The sequence below is a fragment of the Acinetobacter sp. YH1901141 genome (assembly GCF_013416935.1).
In the GTDB taxonomy this organism is placed as follows: Bacteria; Pseudomonadota; Gammaproteobacteria; order Pseudomonadales; family Moraxellaceae; genus Acinetobacter; species Acinetobacter towneri.
The window spans coordinates 1-15,229 of record NZ_VPEY01000014.1 but is presented as its reverse complement, the minus strand read 5'-3'; the positions used below and the strand labels follow the sequence as shown (position 1 = coordinate 15,229).

At 38.7% G+C, this 15,229-nt stretch carries 14 protein-coding genes; 2 read left to right on the top strand and 12 right to left on the bottom strand.

Annotated features, from left to right (window positions below):
* Positions 1 to 16: 16 nt before the first annotated feature.
* The 6 genes from FTV52_RS09025 to FTV52_RS09000 all read right to left on the bottom strand — a co-directional run bounded on the left by FTV52_RS09025 (position 17) and on the right by FTV52_RS09000 (position 9,084).
* Complete coding sequence (locus FTV52_RS09025) at positions 17 to 3,052, bottom strand: type I restriction endonuclease subunit R (RefSeq protein ID WP_373683419.1); 3,036 nt, start codon at positions 3,050 to 3,052, stop codon at positions 17 to 19.
* A gap of 56 nt (positions 3,053 to 3,108) precedes the next feature.
* Positions 3,109 to 4,368, bottom strand: a complete 1,260-nt coding sequence (locus tag FTV52_RS09020) for a restriction endonuclease subunit S (RefSeq protein ID WP_179990651.1) — start codon at positions 4,366 to 4,368, stop codon at positions 3,109 to 3,111.
* Between the two features lie 11 nt (positions 4,369 to 4,379).
* Entirely contained in the window at positions 4,380 to 6,740 is a 2,361-nt protein-coding gene (locus FTV52_RS09015; RefSeq protein ID WP_179990649.1) for a class I SAM-dependent DNA methyltransferase, read from the bottom strand.
* Between the two features lie 163 nt (positions 6,741 to 6,903).
* The gene (locus FTV52_RS09010) at positions 6,904 to 7,167 is read right to left on the bottom strand and encodes a hypothetical protein (protein ID WP_104470628.1); all 264 of its coding nucleotides are present in this window, start codon (positions 7,165 to 7,167) and stop codon (positions 6,904 to 6,906) included.
* A 12-nt stretch (positions 7,168 to 7,179) separates the two neighbouring features.
* Complete coding sequence (locus tag FTV52_RS09005) at positions 7,180 to 8,427, bottom strand: N-6 DNA methylase (protein ID WP_179990647.1); 1,248 nt, start codon at positions 8,425 to 8,427, stop codon at positions 7,180 to 7,182.
* A 12-nt stretch (positions 8,428 to 8,439) separates the two neighbouring features.
* Positions 8,440 to 9,084, bottom strand: coding sequence for a restriction endonuclease subunit S (locus FTV52_RS09000; RefSeq protein WP_179990645.1), 645 nt, complete (start codon positions 9,082 to 9,084; stop codon positions 8,440 to 8,442).
* A 427-nt stretch (positions 9,085 to 9,511) separates the two neighbouring features.
* Here FTV52_RS09000 and FTV52_RS08995 point away from each other — a divergent pair, with 427 nt between their 5' ends.
* Entirely contained in the window at positions 9,512 to 9,682 is a 171-nt protein-coding gene (locus FTV52_RS08995) for a YhfG family protein (protein WP_179990643.1), read from the top strand.
* Positions 9,683 to 9,697: 15 nt separating this feature from the next.
* The gene (locus FTV52_RS08990) at positions 9,698 to 10,294 is read left to right on the top strand and encodes a putative adenosine monophosphate-protein transferase Fic (RefSeq protein ID WP_179990641.1); all 597 of its coding nucleotides are present in this window, start codon (positions 9,698 to 9,700) and stop codon (positions 10,292 to 10,294) included.
* A 26-nt stretch (positions 10,295 to 10,320) separates the two neighbouring features.
* On the opposite strand, the gene FTV52_RS08985 is transcribed toward FTV52_RS08990, so the two are convergent.
* The 6 genes from FTV52_RS08985 to FTV52_RS08960 all read right to left on the bottom strand — a co-directional run bounded on the left by FTV52_RS08985 (position 10,321) and on the right by FTV52_RS08960 (position 15,116).
* Complete coding sequence (locus FTV52_RS08985; protein ID WP_092766047.1) at positions 10,321 to 10,551, bottom strand: AlpA family transcriptional regulator; 231 nt, start codon at positions 10,549 to 10,551, stop codon at positions 10,321 to 10,323.
* A 79-nt stretch (positions 10,552 to 10,630) separates the two neighbouring features.
* Positions 10,631 to 11,515 carry a hydrolase or metal-binding protein gene (locus FTV52_RS08980; protein ID WP_179990639.1) on the bottom strand — a complete coding sequence of 295 codons (885 nt, stop codon included), beginning with the start codon at positions 11,513 to 11,515 and terminating at the stop codon, positions 10,631 to 10,633.
* 194 nt (positions 11,516 to 11,709) lie between these two features.
* On the bottom strand, positions 11,710 to 12,768 hold the full coding sequence (locus tag FTV52_RS08975; protein ID WP_179990637.1) for a YqaJ viral recombinase family protein: 1,059 nt from the start codon (positions 12,766 to 12,768) through the stop codon (positions 11,710 to 11,712).
* A 188-nt stretch (positions 12,769 to 12,956) separates the two neighbouring features.
* On the bottom strand, positions 12,957 to 13,991 hold the full coding sequence (locus tag FTV52_RS08970; protein ID WP_179990636.1) for a DUF932 domain-containing protein: 1,035 nt from the start codon (positions 13,989 to 13,991) through the stop codon (positions 12,957 to 12,959).
* Positions 13,992 to 14,013: 22 nt separating this feature from the next.
* Positions 14,014 to 14,292, bottom strand: coding sequence for a hypothetical protein (locus tag FTV52_RS08965; protein ID WP_179990634.1), 279 nt, complete (start codon positions 14,290 to 14,292; stop codon positions 14,014 to 14,016).
* A gap of 104 nt (positions 14,293 to 14,396) precedes the next feature.
* Positions 14,397 to 15,116, bottom strand: coding sequence for an inovirus-type Gp2 protein (locus FTV52_RS08960; protein ID WP_373683418.1), 720 nt, complete (start codon positions 15,114 to 15,116; stop codon positions 14,397 to 14,399).
* Between the last annotated feature and the right edge of the window lie 113 nt (positions 15,117 to 15,229).

Below are 15,229 nucleotides of genomic sequence, written 5' to 3'. Positions count from 1 at the left end.
GACCAAATTTAGAAAATCAAACTTCTTCCATATCAATCAAGTTTTCTAAGGTCTGACTAAACGTATCTTGGAATGCAGAATCTTTACGGTAGAGGTTGTACAAATCCACCATATTTTTACGCTGCACTACCATAATTTCATCCAGCATCTTTTTAAACACAAGTGCTCTGTTTTGTGAATCTTGCGTCTGCTTATACTTTTTCATGAAGTTTTGATGCTGCTGAATACGCTTCACCAAATCAATGATAATCACCCGTTGATCTTGTGGTGTTGCGCTCCAATCCTGAAACCATTTTTCATTAAACTTAGAAATAATAACATCTAAGGTTTCATCATCATTTTCTTCGCTTGGATTATGAGGATTTGGATTTTGTGGATCTAAAACCGTTTCTTCTGCATCAAGCGTAATGGTTTTGTTGATATGCTCACGCTTTAAAGCATAAGTGCTTAAATCAACTGACTCCAACAGATCATCAATACCATTTAAGCGTCCATCTTGTACATTCAATTTTGGAATAAGGAACTTTAAGAACCAATACAGTTGTTCCCATTCCTTTTTATTGAACTGCATGATCGAAGAGACTTGGGCATAAATTTTAACAAACTGTTTTGCCTTCACCTTAAAATCGACACGTTGCTCATGTTCCCATGATCCTTTTCTATCTACATCAAAACGGGCTGCCACTGTATCAATGATAGGGCTTAGGTCACTGCCAGAAGCATTACTAAAGAACAGTTCATTGAACTTCACCACTTCATGTAATTCATAAATGCCTGTGTCGTCCAATGCCGTTTTGATATCATTCAACACATTGACATCAGTCGCATTCGACAATGAAGTAGAAGTATAGAAATCATCAAAGGCTTTTTTAATGTCATCAACGTCGTTATAAAAATCTAAGATAAATAAGTCTTCCGTGCGTTTATTATATTTTGGCGCAGCACGGTTTAAACGTGACAATGCTTGTACACATAGCACCCCTGTCAGTTTTTTATCAACATACATCGTGGTCAGTTTTGGTTGGTCAAAACCTGTCAGGTATTTGTTTGCCACCACCAAAATTCGGTTTTCATCTAAATCAAACTTTTCTTTGGTTTTGGTATCATTAAAGCCATTCAGCGATTCTTCAGTATAGGTTTTACCATCAACCTCTTTCTCACCTGAGAACGCAATCATGATATTAAATGGGTTATTTTTTTGATCTAGCAATTTTTTGAGTGATAAGTAATAGCGGATTGCAGCTTCAATGCTTTGTGTCACCACCATGCCCTTTGCGACGCCTTTGAGCTTTTTCTTATTGACCACGTTATCAATGAAGTGCTCAAGCATAATGCTGGCTTTGGCATCAATGGATTGTTGTGATGCTTCCACATAGGCTCTTAAAATACGTTGTGCTTTTTTCGATTCAAACATTGGATTATCTTCAATCGACTTTTGAATCTCATAAAAGCTCTTATAGGTCGTATAGTTTGCCAACACATCTAAAATAAAGCCTTCTTCAATGGCTTGTTTCATACTGTATAGATGGAATGGTACATATTTGCCTGTCGCAACATCTAGTTGACCAAACTTTTCTAAAGTGGTGTTTTTAGGCGTTGCAGTAAAAGCAAAGTACGATACATTTTCACGCTTTTTACGTGTGGTCATCATTGCCACAAGCATGTCCTGAACATCATCAGCAGTTTTTAACGCTTCATTGCCCATAGCTCTGTTCATGCTGTTATGCGCTTCGCCTGACTGTGAGCTGTGTGCTTCATCAATAATGATGGCAAAGTTTTTATCACTTAAATCTGTCACGCTATCCCAAATGATGCGGAACTTTTGAATAGTGGTGATAATAATCTTTTTACCCGTTTCTAAAGCACTTTTTAATTCAGCACTACTCAGTGCAGGCGCAATAATATTTTTGATTTCCGAGAAATCTTTAATATTGTCCCGTAGTTGTTTATCCAAGATTTTACGATCCGTGACCACAATCACCGAGTCAAACAAAGGCTGATGCAATGCTCGTTTGCCTGCTGCCAGCGCATTGCTTGGATAGGCTTCGATTAGCTGAAAAGCAGCCCAAGTAATCGAGTTAGATTTACCCGAACCTGCGGAGTGCTGAATGAGATATGGTTTACCTACGCCATGTTGTGATACATCACTGATGATTTTACGTACCACATCAAGCTGATGATAACGTGGGAAAAATAAGGTGCGTTTGCTGAGTTGATCTGAATCTTTACCGTCTAAACGGACAAAGTGTTGAACAATATTGACCAAGCTTTCTTTGGCAAAGATTTCTTCCCACAGGTATGCTGTTTTATAACCGTTTGGATTAACAGGATTACCTTGTCCACCTGAAGCTGTACCTTTGTTAAATGGCAAAAAGTAAGTCTTTTTACCTTCTAGTTTGGTGGTCATATAGACTTCATCGGTATCGACAGCAAAATGCACCAAGCAACGTGCAGGTGTAAGCAATGGCTGTGTTGGATCACGATCTTCACGATATTGTTTTTGACCGTGATAACGTGCTGTTTGATTTGTCCATGCGTTTTTAAGTTCCATCGTCACCAATGGCAAACCATTGAGGAAAATAACCATATCAATTTCTTCACGACGGTTTTTCAGTGAATACTGTACTTGTCGTGTCACGCTAAAGATATTAGACGCGAAATTTTGTTTAACCGATTGGCTACTGCTTGCCAATGGGCATGGATACATAAAATGAAAATGTTGCTCATCGAGTGCCATCCCTTTTTTAAGCATATAGGCAATGCCATGTTTTTTAATCAGCTTGTCAAAACGCCCTAGAATTTTTTGTTTCCAGTCGTTTTTGTTATAGGCTTTGTAGGCATCTAAGCTATCTTTTTGAGTGCTTTCTAAAAATTGAAAAAATAGTTTTTCATCAATGGCATAGTCTGTATTAAAGTCAGACACTTGCCCGATGACATAGCCCAAACCCGTATGGGCTTGAGCGATGCCTTGAGCAAGGTCTTCTTTACAGATACCGACCAATGCACGTTCGATATTTTTTTCTAAAGCCAATTCGTTTAAATTTTTGTTCACAGTTACCCCTCTTGCATGCATTGGTAATTTATATTTTTTAAAAGCTAGATAAATAATTAAGCCACTTTAATTTTGCCTGTCACCGCATCATTAATGAGCGTGGTTTTATATTCTTTTAGCTTTTCGATTTGCTCAGAGTAATTTTTCACAGCTTCATCAAACCTAAAAGATTGTTCTTCAATATGTTTTAGAATAGCCATTTGTTCGTCTTTAGGAGGTATACCAATTTTTAAATCGAAAAGTTCCGTCGTATAAAGGCGAATTAGACCTTCTACAATACCACTTGATCTCAAAATAAACTGTTTGATATACAAAGGATTTCTAAACAACAATTCTAAGAATTTAGTATTTTCAATATAATTTACACAGTCGTAAACAGCATAGTCGGGACTTACACACCCTGCAAAATCATGAACACTAGAAAAAAAGACACCTAAATGAGCTTTAAGTTTATTAAAAACAAGGTCATTTTTATAAACAAGCTTATTACCAACCGTAGTAGCTGCTACTTCAGTTTTTTCGCTATATTCAGATCTAACGACTAGCCCATGTACTTGGCTCATCATTAATAAAGGTTCTAAACCATCTTTTGAACGCTCTGATCTTTCTTTTAAAACATACTTAAGTTTTTTGACAATCCAATGCTGAGGAATTTGACCAATCCATTCCACACCCGAATCTTTCATCGGTACATTTGGATTTAAACCTTGCGTCACTGCTTTTTGAATCACAATTTGCTTACGTTCATTCAGTAAAGCAATTTGCTGTTCTTTAATGGCTATGGCTTGGTCAATTTCAGATGTTTTTTGATCTAGAAATTCTGCTATATTTTTCTGCTCAAGCATGCTTGGGTAAGGTAATAGACTATTAGCTATATGATTAAAACTAATAGTCTGACGGACACCTGACCCTAATAATTTCATATATGCGACATCATAACGATGCAGTAAATATTTAAAATATTCCTTATAGACAAGATTATTTGCTAAAAGAACTATGTAGCCTGCGCTCACCACTACATTAATTTTTGATAAAGCTATCCGTAAACTAATTAAATCGTAATTTAAGTTTAGAGGATTTAATAAAAACTCCCCTTTCAAAACCTCTTGATAAGAAGCTTTTGTAGCTTCTGTAATTTTTTCGTCATCTTTATAAACAACATCTCCAAAGCTGATTGAACCTGAACTCAATGACATATTTTTTTTATGCTTTTTCTCAGTGAATAAATGCTTTAACTTAACAACTTCCCAGTGATTAGGTATTAAGCCAATCCAACCTTCACAAGAATCTTTATAAGCATCATATTTATTAAACATTCAGCCTCTCCTTAAAGACCCAAAATCTGTGCAATTAAACCATCCGCTTGCTTCTCAAGACTTAAAATATCCTGAGCCACCGCTTCAAGCGAACGTAACGGCTTATGTTGGTAGAAATACTTATTGAAACTGATCTCATAACCAATTTTTACAGAATCCAAATTAATCCATGCTTCATCCACATGCGGTTTTACTTCATCTAAAAAGTATTGGTGAATACGCTGATTTAACGGCACAGACTCACTGTCACGAATATCAGCATTAGTTTCATAGGTGATGTACTCACCTTTTTTGCCTGTTGCAAAATAACCAAAGTCGGCTAAATCAGACTCTTCACAGCCTAAATGTTCAAGTAGCTCCGCTAACTTATCGCCATTGAGTTTCACCACTTTTTTCAGCACTTTCTCAGCCGTTTCGTCATACCAGCTTACGGCATTTAAAATGCTGTTCTTTTCAGATGCAGATAGCTTTAAACCAAGGGATTTAATTGCTTTATCTACGTTGTCTTTAAACACATTAAAGTCACTTGATTCCGCTTCACCCACTTGCGCCATAATTGCTTGAGCAGATTCAAACAACGTCTTGAGTGATGTCCAATGCTTAATATCAAACAGCTTGGCTTTTGCTTTGGTATTTAAGCTGATCTCTTGCTTCTCACACCAATCTAAAACGTCTTTTTCCACTTCTTTGAGCTTGCCTGCTTGGTACAGCGCATCGCCATATTCAGCAAACATATATTCCATTGGCTCAAGCAAGGATTTATCAAAACGTAATGGCTGTAAACGCTCCAAACTAAACTGCGCTTTACGACGATCAGGACGTTCGATATTGACTTTATAATAGCCAAAATCACTATTATTAAAGACCTTAGAGGCTAATCCAATTGGATCATTATTGGCATCTAAACCACGCTCAACATCTTGCCCATTGAGGTACACATTTAAAATTTCCTCAAGATGCTCAGGTGCAAACTCACAGTTCTTTTGTCCTAAGTTTTTACGTAACTTACGGTAAAGCAAACTTGCATCAATCAGTTGTACTTTGCCTTTACGTGACTCAGGCTTGTTATTGGATAACAACCAAATATAAGTGGTAATACCCGTGTTATAGAACAAGTTGTTTGGCAATTGAATGATGGCATTCAGCAAATCATTTTCGATGATATAACGACGAATGTTGGATTCGCCGCCACCTGCATCACCTGTAAATAAACTTGAACCATTATGGACAGAAGCAATACGGCTACCAATACCATTTTGCTCAGGCGAGCTCATCTTACTGACCATTTCCATGAGGAATAAAAGCTGACCATCGCTCGAACGTGGCGTTGCATCTTCTTCTTTCAGCTCGCCCCAATAGTTTTTAAGCTCGACTCTAAAACGTGGGTCGATGACTTTTTTATCTTCGACAATGTATTTTTGATCTGATGCCCAGCTTTTACCATACGGAGGATTTGACAACATAAAGTCAAAACGTTTTGAGGCAAACTCATCACTTGCCAAGGTCGAACCCACACGTATGTTTTCAGGGTTATTGCCCTTAATCATCATGTCCGATTTACAAATCGCATAGGTTTCATCGTTAATTTCTTTACCGTAGAGGAAGATGTCACGATCTTCATCGCTATAACGCTCTTCAATAAAGTTTTGCGCTTCGGTGAGCATACCGCCACTACCGCACGCTGGGTCATACACAGACAAGGCATACGGAATACGGTCTTTGATTGGGTCAAAGACTAAGTGCGTCATCAGGTCAATTACTTCACGTGGGGTAAAGTGTTCACCTGCCTCTTCGTTATTTTCTTCGTTAAATTTACGAATCAGCTCTTCAAAGACATAACCCATACCAAGGTTAGACAAGCCACCGAGCTTATAGCCATTCGGATCTTGTGTTTCGAATGGGCTGAGGTTGATGTATGGCGATACAAATTTTTCCAGTACATCTAGCAAAACATCTTTGTTTGCCATGTGGCGAATTTGGGCAAATAAATTAAAGCAGTCGATGATCTCTTTAACGTTATCGCTAAAACCACGTAGGTAGTCTTCAAAGTTTGCTAGTAGAATTTGCTGATTATTGGTTGCTGTTTCGAATAGGCTTTTGAGCGTCCATTGCGAAGTGTTATAAAACACATATCCTGAAATATGACGTAGTGGTAAATCATCCAATTCTACAAAATCAGGCTCGGCTTGTTGGTCTTGGACTTCAGCTAAGATCTCAGCTTTGGTTGGTTCTAATAAGGTATCTAAACGACGTAATACCACCATCGGCAAAATGATGTCACGGTACTTACCACGTACATACACGTCACGTAGGCAGTCGTCTGCAATTGACCAGATAAAAGAAACTAATTTATTGTGTACTGAGTGATCCATGTTTTAACCTAAAAATATAAATTTTGTAATAACTTGCATTTATCTAACCCTATTCTATATTTGAAGAGTCGTTAGAAAATGACGATTTTTCTACTTAGCGACATTTATTGTCGCTAAGCATTGATCTGAAATCTTTTTGAACCTAATATTCTTGAACTGAACCTTAATACGCCATCTTACGGCTATCGAAATCATAGGTCGTGAGCAAAGCTTCTCCATCTGCGACCACAACTACACCACCTTTATCTCTAAGTCGCTTGGCAACTTTCAATTGTGCTTCAAGTTCATGAATTGTCTCATTCAATAACTTACGATTCAGGAACCATCGATCGCCTTGGATGACACCATGATCTAAAGTAAAGTTGATCATGTCTTTGGTAATGCCACGCTGTTGTGCTCGTTTCTGAACATGCTTGGTATCGTACATGACATCTCTCCCTTAAATTTGGCTCAGCAACTGAGTGAGCTTTGCTTGAGTGATTGAATATTCATTTTGCAAAGCACTCAATGCTTTCAATTCCTCATCCAAATTAAGTTCTGCTAGCTTTAATTCATGCTCAAAATACTCGGAACAGTGCAAGCTATACTTCTTAGATCGAACCTCTTGAATCGAAACATCTTTCACCAAATTCGACTCGGTATCACATCCATTAATTAAATTGACGATGTGTTGAGTTTCTTCATCAGTGAGTACAAGTTTGCCTCGTTTTTTGACACCTAAATTTCGACCATCAACCAAGCGAATGTCATAGGAGTCTTTCGCCTTATTCAGAACTAATAAGCTCATTTCTACCGCTGAATTTAAAAGCGTACCAGCAGGTAAAAGCGTTACAGATTCAACCAAATTTTTTTCAACTAGCTTTTCACGTAGTTCAGCATCATACCCCCCTCGGAATAACCAACCCGGGATAATAAGTAAATATGCTTTTCCTTGATCATTGAGCTGATAAAGTGCTTGTTGAATCCATAAACTCTCTGATGCACTTGATGGAATTTTTGCCTGAATGAATTGCTCTTTCAGGTACTCATTACCTGACACTAATTGCGATTGTACTCGTAGACCAATAGGCGGATTACTTACAACAAGATCAACACCATGTGAGGCTTCATTTTCAACCAATGAATCAGACCGTTTAATATTAACTTCAATTCCAGCTAAATTCGCTAAGATAGAAGCAATACCTATAGCAGTGGTATTAATATCTCGTAAAATTGTTTTCTCAGCTTGCAATGCTATCGGAGTAAGCGCAAGCCCACAGGCTCCGTCATATAAGATTTTGTCCTTACATGAACCCACCAACTTATTAAATATATTGGTAACCACCTCAGAGTCTATATTTTCTAACTTTAGAGAAAGATATAGATTAGTCAGCATCGTTAAAACTTGAATCTCATAATCTAGGTTAGAATGACGAAGTTCTACAAAAAACTGAATAATTTCTTGTAATTGTGTGCTGCCAACTGTAAATAAATTCGAATTAAACCAGTGCAATCTTTCATCTGATGCTATCTTTAATTTCAGTTGTTCAACAGTGTCTTGTTTATTTAAGCGTAATAAATTACTGATACCATCTATATCATTTTTTACCATGAAAGCGATGACGGAAAACAGCTGCACTGAATCCTGTACAGGCATATCACCACGTAGTAAATCTACATATTTAAAAATATCTTTTGAAATATTCATTGTCATAGCCTCCTAAGCAATCAGCTTCTGGATTGTTGCTTCCATCACTTTTAAGTGCGATTTTTTCATCTCTTCCAATAACATCAATGCCCGATGATGTTGGTAAAATGCTTGCGCAATAATTTCTTGCTTAGAAAACTCTGGTAAATTGATCTCAATATCCTTTAAACCACTGACAGGGATATTCATAATTACTGTGCCTTTATTTAGGCTAGTGAGTACCGCTTGACCATATTCACTATTCAAGAACACAGTTAAAAATTCGGGTAATACAAGGCTGGTATTAACCTTGATTACTAAACAGGTTGCAGGAGCAAATAAATTTAATTGTTCCTGTTCAGGTGTCACAATAGCTGCACGTAAATTTGTTCCTTTTGCTAAGAAGACAATATCACCTGCTTTTAGCTTCTTTTTTTCGATCAGGTCTTGATCAACAAATACTGTTTTTGTTGTATCAGTATTTACATGAAGAAAACCGTTGTCATTCAGGCTCTGCCCTGTCAGCAAAGATGCCTCGACAAAATTTTCAGCTTCGGTATCATTAAACTTATTGATACCAACAATAATACTCGAGCATAATTCATTTAGTTTCATAGCTACCTCAAAATTGTTTTCAATAAAACTATTTTTAAATCCATGATCAGATAGTAACTTCACCAAACAAACATGTCAATTGTTTTTGTAAAACCATTTATATTTTTTTATAAAAACCTATCAAATAAAGAAAATAAATATTAACGGAAACTACTTTTCTTTCACGACAAAGTCAAATCAACATAATGTTTTTATTAATTTTTAAAATTAATGCTATTTTTAACATCTTATACATAAGCCTATTTCTCTGCTTTACGTGAACACTCCTTATCCGTGAAAAAACAAAATATTCTATTGGAAACAAAAAAGAGCGCAAAAGCACCTATTACTCTCTACTATTTATACATTTACATAGCTTGAAGTATCTAAGTCAAAATATTTAATACCAATTCCCCCAATCACTATGACTGTACCATCAAAGGTACAATCTGCTCTGATTGGCTATTCTTTGCTATACTCATTCTAGTGATTAAATTAATGGAGCCTCACAATGCTGAAGACCTCTGAACAAAAAAAAATATATATTCAAAAGACACGTCTGAAAAACTATCAAGCTAGTCTCAAACTTGAAGGAATCATTGCATCTACTAGTAATGCGACTCAACTGAGCAAAGCCCAGATTCTGCAAAAATATAAACAATATGCACAGCCTGAAAGCTGATCAAGAATTTTGCCTATGGATAAATATGGGGAACTAGGAGATAGCTTATATTGCTATTCTGGTACAAGCATTTTAAAAAATAAGCTAAACATTCATGATGAGCAGATTTTAGAGCAAGCAGAACTTGAGCTGACAACCTTCTCAAGTAGCTTGATTGAATATTCAGAACCACCCTATGATTTAGCCTACCTACAATCTATTCACCAACAACTATTTAGTGATGTGTACGAATGGGCAGGACAACTTCGGCAAATTGATATTTCTAAAGGCAATACTCGATTTTGTACATTTTCCCGTATTGACGCTGAAACTCATAAATTACTGAAACCGCTCCAAGAACAGCATTACTTTCAAGATTTAGAATTTCAACAACTCATACCGAAACTTGCTGATTTATACTGTGAACTCAATGTCATTCACCCATTTCGTGAAGGTAATGGGCGTACCCAACGTATTTTCTTTGAACATCTGATTGCTCACTGCGGCTATGGTATTGATTGGTCAGAAATCAACTCAAAAGATCAGTGGGTAGAGGCAAATATTGAAGGCTTCTATGGTAATTTACAGCCTCTCATTCAAATATTTAAATCTTGTATTACCCTACCCGACTAAAAAATAAGGGAGCAAAAGCTCCCTTTCTATTCACGGCTCGCCAACTTATTTTCAATCCATTGATGGATCTCATACGCTGACCAACCGATACGGTTTTGTGTGATTTTGACTTTCTTTGGAAATGTCGGATCGTAGTAGGGTGAATTCTCATCCATCATTTCATAGATAGTTGAACGTCCAACGCCAACTAACTCTACGACCTGCTTGATACTAATCAGCTGGTTCATCTGGAATGTTTGTCCTACAAATGTACTCATGGTGTTTACTCCGATCTCATGATTTCGAGCAACTCGCTCATGAGATACGGCAATCCCGTAAGGTTTTACCCTGTCCGATTCAATTCAACGCAGTCACTGAGCCTTTTAAACCCTGTTGAATATTAAAAGACTCATTTTGAACAACTGACTGCTGTTGCTCCTCTGTCTGATAAAACTCCTCTACTACATCCAATCCTTCCTCTAGATCCATTTCAAACTTCGCATTAGCAAAGCCCTGTCGTGCCATCTGATCAAGCGCCTCTTGATTAAATCCTGCCTGCTTACTTTGCTGATCTATCTCACGTGCAGTATGAATAGCAGACTGCAAATCAATCCCCTCTCTTAATGTTAAATCCACATAATACACAGGCTGACGATAGCTTTGAGTCGTACTTTTACCTCGTAATGTCAGTTGCAGTGGCAAGCACGAAAGCAAACCATTCGATGCTGCATGGTAATAGCTCAAACGAGCTGCCAAAGTCCGAATACTGTTAAAGCCTGTCGTTCTAAAAATGAATGTGCCAAATTCATCCGACTCATCTAAGTTCACGTGCAAACGTCCATAAGGCTTGCAATGCCCGCCCTGAGCTAATGGACACAAATCAGGTGAAGGACACGGGTGCTGTTCAACGCCTTGGTTGGTTAAACGCTGACAAGTTTGACCATCTCCTACACAGATAGGTCGTCCAGTCTGACGATCAAATAAGGTGTACTCTGCCCGTAAATTCAAATCAGGATCATTAAAGATCATCCTGACAGGGATCGAGCGAAGTTTCTGATTCGGTGCATTGGCTCGAAGCTGTTCATCTAAGGGATGTTTAACCCATCCATCTTTATTTTGAATTTGTGAGGTAATAGTGAATTGGTCATCTTTTTCAGGTAGACGTTTGCCACTCTTTTCCACGACTCGTCCAATGCTGATACGCCCTAGTGTAGGCGGTGTGATTGCTAGACCTTTGATCATGGTGATACTCCCATATTTAATTCCTTACAGATTTGGGTGCTTCTATGTAGGTCAGAACACGGACTAAATAAGTTACCCAAATGTTGAAAAGCTGAGTTTTAGCTGCAAAGATCGCGACCGATTTGCTCTCTACACATGATGTAGAGAGCGGGGAGCGATTTTTGTGCATTTTTGATGAAGTGAATGAGATGGGCTTAATCGATATAGATGTTGAAGCGACGACTGCCCTGTCTTTTTAGTGGATATTGTTCAATGAGATCAGGCTGATGCTTGAGCAATGCTTTGGTATCCAAGCTGACACTGTCATTGGCTTTCTTCCAAACCACCGAACCACGACTAAACGTGGCACGCTCTGCATCCTTCATCATCATTTGGATTTGATGCTTCAGCTCATCGAAGCGTTCTTGCTTATGCTGAATCTCTTCTTTGAGTTTGATCAGCTTATCGAACATGAGATTAGCTGTTTCATTCTGTGATAGATCTTCAACTGTCAGTGGAACATGGACTGGATACAACTGCTGTATTGCTTTGGCTGCTGATTCACTGGCATCAACCGATGGTGGTGTATCCGTTTCAACACACTGCCAGAAGTAACGCTCTGCATTGATAATGTGTTCAATAACGGATTCAGAACGGTTCACCTTGAAGATCTTTGTTTCATGCCCACAGAGCAACACGCAAACATGGGCTGCCTGTTTTCCTGTCACAGCCAATTGGTGCTGTACCTGACAAAGTACATAGAGTGGTACACCATCACGCCAAAGCTTTGCCCCATGTTCCCCTGCTGTTTTACATTCAAGGATCTGAACTTCATCACCTCCAACAACGGAGTAATCTAAGTTTGCTAACATGAAATGCTTATCAGGATCGGGGTGCTGTAACACAGCATTGACTCGACGTACCTTATTATTAGTGTGCATGCTGTAATACTCAGCCACCAATGGTTCAAGCTGTTTGCCCCAGTACAGTGGTGCAACACCTGTGCTTTCATCTTCAATGGAGTGAGTTTGTCGACCTGTTTTAATCAGCCACAGTTCTAGCATCGACATATATGGATTTAAGCCACAGGCTGTCGCTGCATCACTACTGCCAATGCCTTGTTTACGGACTTCAAGCCAATCTTGATATGCCATATCTTTGGTGTTGACCAAGCGTTTTGCAGCACTTGCTCGTTTGGTTGTGGTTAATGGATTTAATGCTGTTTGTACACCTGTCTGTACAGTCTGATTTGAAATCGGTGCAATTTGATTCATGGTTCTATCCTTATAAATTTCAGTTTTTGTAAAAAAGAAGCGCGTAAAAAAGCCATACCCGACACGAGGTCGGGTATGGCGATATTCATGCTGATTTAGATTGTTGATTGTGAGTTGAAAGTAGAGAGCGTTACGTGTGTACTGTACTCAGCGATTGTTGAGACTTGCGGGGTTAGGGTTTCATGAGCTTAGGCTATCAAAGATAAAGCCTGTTCTAGTCCACGTTGTTTAAGACCTGCACCTGCACCAAACCATGCTGAATCGAGACGATGATCTGTACTCATGGCACGACGTTCATGATCAACGAATTCCGTGATCGAACACAGTAAGCCATAAGCCGTACCTTTAGCAGATGAAAGATCTGCCCCTCGCCCTTGACCATTAAACATGTCGAGTGCTTTGGTCATAGCTCTTCCATTGGGTTCAGTTTTATTTTGCTGTGGTGGGTTACTTGCCACCTGACGGTAGAACTGAATGATGTTCTCTTCAGGATCAGAAATTGACATGGTGCTATTGTTGAATACAGCATGAAAGTAAGCCTTCGCTTCCTGTTGACTGACTTTACGCTGCGAGAGCTGTTTCATTTCATACATGTGTTCATCCCATGCACGCACTGAAATACCCAATTGCTGTTTCACTTTCTCTGCATCGAACTTGGTGCTATGCGGTACTTTCACTACGCCTGAACTTGCAGTTGCACCTTTCAGAGCAATCGCAAGCGTGTTGTTACACACAACTCGAATACTCGTAAATTGTGCTGTGGTTGCTAAAGTGCCATCACACGCAGAAGCCAGCAGAATATAACCATTGCTGACATCCTTGCCCTTCAATGCTGTGCTTTGTCCTGTACGTGCTAAAGCCCAGAACTTCTTACCGCCTTTCAACACGCCTGCAGTTTCAAGCTCAAAGCCTGATTGTTCTGTCAGATCACGGTAGAACTCCAAAATCTCTTTCGGTTGTACTTCCTGATAACGCTGACTGACCACAGATAAGGGTGCATGTGTATCTGAGCGATACAGGACACGCTGTTCTTCAAACGGCATGATGATGCTTTGACCACGTTCATTCTGAGCCATGTAACTAACATCAGATGATTCGATACGCCAATCCATCCCTGCTTGTTGTGCCCAAACTTCAAGGGGTTGATTAGGACTGAGTTGATTCCCTAAGCCATGCCAAGGGGTTTCGCCAACATAGGCGATTTGTTCGATTTGATGTGCCATCGTTCTTATCTCCTATGATGATTCAACGAAAATTCTGCTGACAGTGATTGCAGTGATAGTAGGTCAGGGTGATTGGCTTTTTCGACTCATCAAACATGCTACTAAATAGGCCACCAATGACTGCACCTGCAATACCACCAATGAATGGAGATACAGGCAGTGGCAAACCCTTTGAAATGGATGCACCGATGGTGGCAAACGATGCAGATGCGGCTAGACCTGTAGAATCAGAACCATTCACTTGTTGATTCACCACTTGGATGACTTGATCAGATAGGCAGTAAGGACAAATTAAACTCATAATATACATCTCCAGAAATGACAAAGGCTTACCGATTGGCAAGCCTTGCAAAGTTAAAAAACTCGTTTTCATCTAGATGATGTATATCTGAGATTTTTTTCAAATCATTGGAATGTCCGCATTTTTGGACTGAGCTTCACTCTTAAATGTTGGGCTTCTTTCTCAGGGTTTACTAGATAAGCACCTGCATTACGAAGGTTACGAACTTCCACTGGATTATCCCGATGTATTCTACCGATACCAAGAATACCAAGCTCTCTATACTTGGCTATTTGCTCTGGATCATGACAGTTGAAATAACAACCCTCATCATTAGTAATCTGCTTCCACAACTTCCCGACCTTATCCGCTATAGCCCATCCTTTTTGACGTTGATGTCCATTAAAGATCAACAGCAAATGGCAATGATAACCTTTGGTTTCACCCTGCTCTAAAGCCCATGCAAAATCTACTAAGTCATGAAACGGATCTTTACGCTTAGATATCGCTTTACGCAATTCCTCTAAATCTTGGTAGAACATTTGGATATCAACGATACTGTGACAGCTCTGCAAATATGCAATATCTATTCTCACTACTTCTGACTTTGAATACCGACTAAGAGCTCTACCTAATTTTTTCGATAAAGATTCTAGATTACGTTTTTCGTTCTCACGATGCCTACGGAGATCTTTCAGCTGTCTACTCTGATACCCCTTAAAGTAATCTTGATAGTAATCAAATGATTCACATTTCAACTCATCGACGACTTCATCAAAATCTAAATCATCAATATCATACTCATCTAACCAATCACACCATGCATTGATAAGAGGTGGTTCCACTTGTTTGAACAACTAAAAGCGTATTTATAAGTGATATTCCGCTCTAGTTAAGCCACCTTGTTTTGTTGGGGTAGCTGATCATAGTAAAACTCATTTGGTGTCATTTTGTCTAG